Source organism: Shinella granuli, assembly GCF_004341885.1.
Lineage (GTDB): Bacteria > Pseudomonadota > Alphaproteobacteria > Rhizobiales > Rhizobiaceae > Shinella > Shinella granuli.
Genome location: NZ_SLVX01000016.1, coordinates 128,560 through 134,635, shown reverse-complemented (window position 1 = coordinate 134,635; position 6,076 = coordinate 128,560). Strand labels below are relative to the sequence as shown.

The window sequence follows — 6,076 nt, the reverse complement described above, 5'->3', positions numbered from 1 at the left end:
TCGTTGCAGAAAGGAAATAGGTGGCCGGATTTTACTCCGCCCGCAGCAGCATTATGCCGCCGCTACCGTGGCCGACTTTTGCACCGCCGCTCTCACCGTTCTCATTCTGTCCCTCCCATGCCGGTGGCGCCGCCCGGCAGGGCCGGGCGCCATCTGCGGCGCGCGACGGGGGAGGCGCCCCGCCGCAGATGGCAGCTTCATGCCGCCGGCATCGCGTTTCCGCGCCTGTCCTGCCGGCGGCGCGCGGTCCGGCCCTTAGAGGCCGGAATCCTTCACCTTGGCGGCGATATCGGCGTCGATGCGGGTGAAGGCTTCCTCCACCGGCATTTCGCCGGCCGCCGCCTGGCTGATGCGCGTCACCATGGCCCCGTAGAACGTATCGGACCAGAACCAGCCCGGCAGCTTCTGGGCGAGCTCGGAGAGCGAGCCGGTCGCCGCGACGAAGGCGTTGAGCGCTTCCTTTGCCTGCGCGTCGTCGGTCTTGAAGTCGAGGCCCTTGGCGAGCAGTCCCTTGTGCGCGGGCAGGAACAGCGTGCGCTCGGAGAATTCCTTCACGATGTCCTCGCGGGCGAGGTAGTCCATGACCTTGGCGACTTCGGCCGGGTTCTTGGTGTACTTGATCGCCACCAGGCCCGCGCCGCCCGGCATGCCGGTGCAGTTGACAGGGCCGCAGGGGCTGCCCGTCGCCACCCAGTCGAAGTTCGAGCCGATCTTCGTGGAGAAGTTTGGCACCTGCCAGGAGCCGGAATAGTAATAGGCAAGCTGGCCGTTGATGAAGTCGTCGGCGGCCGCGCGATAGGTGGAGCCGGCCGCAGAGACCCAGACGTCCTTGCTCATCGTGCCGTCCTCGATCCAGCCGACGAACGTCTTCAGGAAGTCCTTGGCGCCCTGGTCGAGGAGAGCGGGCTTGCCGTCGGTGCCGATATAGTTCGCGCCATAGGCAAGGACCGGGCCGGTCAGGCGGTGGCCGGAGCGGTCGAGCGCCATGGCGAAGGGCACCTGCTGGTTCTCGGCGACCTGCTTGGCGGCCTTCGCCCAGTCGTCCCAGGTGGCGTCCTTGCCGGGAATGGCGACGCCCGCCTGCTCGAACAGCGTCTTGTTGGCAAAGCCGCCGGCGAGCGTGATCTGCGTCATGAAGCCGGAGATCTGGTTGGAGCCGTCAGGGCGCATCCAGTCGGCCTGCGCACCGAAATTCTCGTCCCAGTAGGCGGCGTCGGCGACGAGCGGGCGCAGGTCGAGCCAGTGCTGGCTCTGGGCCTTGAGGTTGGTGACGCGCGCGATATCAGGACCGTCGCCCGCTTCGAGCTGCACCGGAAGCTGCTCGCGCACCACGCTGTAGGAAACGTTGTCGAGGATGACGTTGATCCCCGGATTTTCCTGCATGAAGCGATCGAGGAGATCCTTCAGGACCTCGCCTTCGACGCCGTCGGAATACCACATGATGCGCACGTCGCCGGCCAGCGCCGACGTGGATGCCAGAAGCCCGACGGCCAGCGCCGCCAGAATGGTCTTGGTCTTCGTCATGGTCGTTCTCCTCCTGAAAGCGGGCCTCCCGCCCGCTGCGTTCGAAGCCGCCTGCCTCATGCAGGCGGGTATGCCGGCTAAGCTGCCGATAACATCGTCGCCGTGCCGGCGACGGTGAATGCCTTGGGCACGATGGTGCGGCCTTCCGCCTCGGCCGAGCCGTCGGCGCGGAACCGCACGGTGCCATAGTCGGGATCCTCGATGACAAGCGTGCCATCGGCCTCCTCCTGCACGACAAGTGCCGAGAACCGGTTCTCGACGGCAGCAAGGTCCGGGGCCTCGCAGACGCGTACGATCCAGCGTGTCCTGCGGCCATGCTGGCGCAGTTCCGCATTGGCCGAGGGACCTTCCTTCACGCTCTCGAAGGGCGCGTTGCCCTTGAGGAACAGTGCGCCGCCGCCGCTGCGGGCAAGGGCGATATTGCCGGAAACGCGGCTCTCGTCGAATTCGGCGATCGGGAACCAGGCGTGGCTGAAATCGGCCTGTTCGTCGACCGTGGCGAAATCGAGCACGGCGAGGCCGCGATACTGGTGGGTGCGCGGGACAGCGCCGCAGCCGCCCCAGTAGGACGGGCGGCCATAGCCGAACTGGATCGTCTCGCCGGGATGGTTGATCCAGACGGCGGCCTCCGGTCGCTCGCCGATGCGAAGATGCAGCACCGTTTCCTGGTAGCCCCACTCGTCCCAGCGGTAATGGGCGGCCGAGCCCATGGCGAAGGCGCGGCCCTTGTAGTGATAGAGAGCGGCAAAGCGGTTCTCGCCCTGCGCGAAGCACCACTCCTGATGCTCTTCGCCGCGATGGTTGGCGATTGCCGCGAACGCCTCGGGCACAACGAGGCCATGGTCGCGCAGGCACACGGCAAGCTGGGGCAGCGCATGGACGCGCCGCCCGTACCAGCCGCGCCCCCAGAGCAGGCGCGCGACCGCGGAAAGCTCAAGCGAGCGACCGGCGCAGAGCGTGTGTTCGTAGGAGCGCCCCTGCGCCGCCGTGACCATGCCGTGATGGGCCGAGCGCGCGATGATCTCGCAGAGCCGCACGATGCCCTTGCGGGCGCGTTCGGCGATGTCGGCGTCGGGGGCGAGGGCGGCAAGCGCCGTCAGGCCCTTGAGGTCGATCGGGAAATAGGGGGCGGAGTTGAATTCCGCCATTTCCCAGACCTCGAAATGATCGAGCCAGGCGCGCACCCGCGCGGCACCGACGGCGCGCTGCTCCGAGCCCTTGCGGCCGGAGCGCACGAAGGTTTCTTCTGGCAGCAGGTTGCCGGCAAGATAGGCCGAGGTGTGGAAGAGCAGCGCGTGGTTTTCGGAGAAATACCACTGCACGTCATTGCCCGGCTCGTCCATCCAGTAGCGGAAGCCGAGGATGGCGCGATCGATGCGCGCGCGGGTCGCCGTGCCGATGGCGCTGCCCCAGGTGGTGCGCGACCAGATCAGCGGCACCAGCGAGAAGTCGGCGCAGTCGTGGCAATCCTCGATGGAGGGCAGGATCTCCTCGATCATCGCATCCGTATCCGCCCCGCCGCGGCCGCTCGCGAGGCGCGCGAAAGCGCGCACCGTGTCGCGCTCGGAGAATTCCGAAATCTCGTCGAGGGTTTCCGCGATGCGGGCGGCAAGCGAGGCGGGCGCTTCGCCCTGGCGCTTCGTGTGGCAGATCTCCACGCCGATCGAACGCGCCGCGACGAAGCCGTCCGCATCGAGCGTCACGCGAAAATGGCGGAAGTCGGCGGGCATGGCGCTTGAAGAGCCGACACGCAGACGGGTCTCGCCGGCCTTCAGCGTGAAACCGTAATCGAGGCGCTCCGTGGACATGAAATCGCCCTCGACCGCGACGTCGACGCGCACGTCCGTCGGCAGGGGGGCGGCGAAGATCAGCGTCATGTCGCCGTCGAAATAGGCCGGCCGGTCGAAATGCATGCCGTCGAGCGCGGCTTCCACCACCTCCACGGCATGGCCGGCGCAGGGCACCGGCACGGCAACAGCGGCCTTCGGGCCGGAGAGATAGTCGAGCTGGATGAAGTAGCGGGCGTCACGCTCGGCCAGATCGTCGAAGAACAGGACGATCTCGTTGAGGCCGGCCGTCAGCGGCAGGTCGAATTCGGCCTTGGCTTCGAGGTTGCGGCTGTAGGGCGCCATCCAGCCGGCTTCCGCGCCGTTCAGGAAGACGACGGCGCCGCCGCAGGTGCCGAGACGCACCTTGGCCGTGCCGGCGGTGTCCGCCTCGATGAAGGTCCGCGCCCAGGTGGCAAGGCGCGTCGGGCGGAACCAGAAGCCGGAGAGGTCGAGCCGCGGCGAGCCGAAGGGCAGCCACCAGCGGGCGGCGTTGAAGGCGCCGCGCACATCCGGCCGGGCGCCGCGATAGCGCTCGGCGAAGGCGGTGCGGCAGGGATATTCGTGCGGAATGAAGTTCTTGTGCTTGGTCAGGAAGAAGAAGGGGTCCATCTCGCCCTTCATCGGCTGGTCCGGCACGTCGAAACGCTCCTCGGCAATCGCGCCGAGCTGCCAGTAGCGGATGGCCTCGCCCGCAAGGAGGGGCTTCCTCATATGGAAGGTCGTATCGGTCATTTCAGGTCAGCCACGGCTACGGGGGAAACGTCGTTGTATTCCTGATTCTCGCCGGTCATGCCCCAGACGAAGGCATAGGGACCGGTGCCGGCGCCCATATGGATCGACCAGGCGGGCGAAAGCACCGCATCGCCATTGGCGACGACGAGGTGACGGGTTTCCTCGGGCCGGCCCATCATGTGCATGACGCGGTCTTCCGGGGCGAGGTCGAAGTAACAATAGGCCTCCATGCGCCGTTCGTGCAGGTGCGGCGGCATGGTGTTCCACGCGCTGCCCTCGGCAAGATCGGTGATGCCCATCAGGAGCAGGCAGGAGGGTGAGACCTCCGGGTGGATATACATGGCGAGCCGGCGCTTGTTGGAGCGCCTGGCATCGCCAAGATCCAGCGGCTTCGCCTCCTTGCGGGTGATCAGCCGGTGCGGGAAATCGGTGCCGGCGGGCACGGAGTTCATGTAGAAACGGGCCGGCACATCCGCCGACAGGCTGGAGACGACGATCTCCCGGGCGCCGCGGCCGACATAGAGCACGTCGCGGTTTTCCAGCGTGAAGGTCTCGCCGTCCACCGCGATGGTGCCCGTGCCGCCGAGATTGGCGATGCCCATTTCGCGGGCGAAGAGCAGGTAAGGCGTGCCGATATCCTCGCCGGAGCCGAAGGCAAGGCGGGTTTCCACCGGCATCGCGCCGCCAAGGATGAGGCGATCGACATGGGTATAGGCGAAGTTGACCCGGTCGGCGGCAAAGAGGTCCGTCATCAGGAACGCGTCGCGCAGGCGCTGCGTGTCGTAGCCCTTCACGTCATCCGGCGCCGCGCCGTAGAGTACCTTCATCGTCATGCTGCCTGTCCTTCTTTCTCGACATGTTCCAGCGCCTCGGCAAGGCAGAGGATGGCCAACGCCTGGCCGTAGCCGGTCGGCTGGATCGGGATGTCCTTGTAGAATTGCAGATCGTGGCCCATGCGCGTGCCGTAGGAGACGTTCAGCACCGTGCCGCTTTCATCGATATTGTCCATCACCGCTTCGAGCGCCTTCATGCCCGCCGCGCGCCAGGCCGGCGTGCCGAGGCCGAGGCGATAGCCCTTGAGCAGGCCGTAGCCGATGCCGGCGGTTGCCGAGATTTCCTCGTAGGAAGAGGCGTCGTCCAGCAGCGTGCGCCAGGCGCCGGAAGGCGCCTGAAGAGTGAGCAGCGCATCGACCTGCGCGACCAGCACACCTTCGAGGAACTGCCGCACCGGGCGGTCGAGTTCGGCAAGGTCGAAGAGGTCGAGCACGCCGGCCGTGATCCAGGCATTGCCGCGCGCCCAGCGGGCACGGGCGAAATTGTGCCGGCCGTCGAAGGTCCAGCCGTGGAACCAGAGGCCGGTCTCGGGATCGGCGAGATAACGCGCATGGACGAGGAACTGGCGGGAGGCTTCGTCGACCAGTTCGCGCCGGCCGCTCGCCTGTCCGTAGGCGGCCAGGAACAGCGCGACCATGTAGAGCGTGTCGTCCCACAGTTCGTTGTCGTTGACCTTGTCGGAGACATGGTGCTCGAAGCCGCCTTCCGGCGTGCGGCCCATTTCGGAGAGCACGCGGTCCGCCCAGGCGTCCAGCACCGGCTGCCAGCGCGGGTCGCGGGTCCTGGCCCAGAGCAGCGAGAGGCCGAGCATCGGGGCGGTCGTGTTGACGTTGAGGGTCGGAAGCCCCGCGGCGATCTGGGAGGAATACCAATCCTCGACGCGTATACGCAGGTCTTCGCGCCCGGTCAGCAGCCAGAGGCGCACGAGGCCGTAGAGACCGACGCCCTGCGGCCATTCCCAGCTGTCGAAACTGATGTAGTCGCCGGCCGTGCCGTCGAGGTTCGGTTCATGAAAACGGCCGCTGTGCTTGAGGCCGGTCATGCCGGCGACAAGGCGATCGAGTCCGGTGCTGATGTCATGGCCCGTAAGGCCCATGGCGCTCCTCCCTGCGGTCACCGATGGACGAATTGGGGTCGATAATGCATGGTGATTTTTC

4 protein-coding genes are annotated in these 6,076 nt (G+C 66.9%); all 4 read right to left on the bottom strand.

Annotated features, from left to right (window positions below; genetic code table 11):
• Positions 1-255: 255 nt before the first annotated feature.
• Entirely contained in the window at positions 256-1,524 is a 1,269-nt protein-coding gene (locus EV665_RS22140; protein ID WP_133035718.1) for an ABC transporter substrate-binding protein, read from the bottom strand.
• A 77-nt stretch (positions 1,525-1,601) separates the two neighbouring features.
• Positions 1,602-4,085 (bottom strand): hypothetical protein, encoded by a 2,484-nt coding sequence (locus EV665_RS22135; protein WP_133035717.1) that lies wholly within the window; start codon positions 4,083-4,085, stop codon positions 1,602-1,604.
• A complete protein-coding gene (gene kduI / locus EV665_RS22130) occupies positions 4,082-4,918 on the bottom strand; it encodes a 5-dehydro-4-deoxy-D-glucuronate isomerase (RefSeq protein ID WP_133035716.1) in 837 nt (278 codons plus the stop codon). The genes EV665_RS22135 and kduI overlap by 4 nt, the downstream gene beginning before the upstream one ends.
• Positions 4,915-6,015, bottom strand: coding sequence for a beta-galactosidase BglB (gene bglB, locus EV665_RS22125; protein WP_133035715.1), 1,101 nt, complete (start codon positions 6,013-6,015; stop codon positions 4,915-4,917). The genes kduI and bglB overlap by 4 nt, the downstream gene beginning before the upstream one ends.
• Between the last annotated feature and the right edge of the window lie 61 nt (positions 6,016-6,076).